The 286-nt window shown below is 76.9% G+C and carries 1 pseudogene; it reads right to left on the reverse strand.

Annotated features, from left to right (window positions below):
* Nucleotides 1-286 (reverse strand): annotated as a pseudogene (locus DW309_RS19595) (alpha/beta hydrolase); the annotation flags it as partial.

A 286-nucleotide genomic window follows, 5' to 3' on the forward strand; every position in this document is an offset into this window, starting at 1 on the left:
GAGCAGCGCGGTGCCGTCGGGCAACGGGTGTCGTCCGGCGTCGAAGCGCTCGGCCGCCGTGGCCTCGTCGATCGCGAGGCGGCGGTGGAACCGCTCGCGGAGGTTCTGCGCGGTGGGCTCGTCGAGGCGCAGGTCGCTGGCGAACTGGGCGAGGAAGGCCTCGGGCGCCGCGGCACCGGCGAGCACGGCCACAGCGGGCACCGGCACGGTCGTGCGGGCGGCGGTGAGGGCGCCCAGCGCGCCGAAGGAGTGACCGATCAGCGCCTCGAACGGGCCGTGCTCGGCC

This window comes from Microbacterium sp. K41, from assembly GCF_004794395.1.
Lineage (GTDB): Bacteria > Actinomycetota > Actinomycetes > Actinomycetales > Microbacteriaceae > Microbacterium > Microbacterium sufflavum.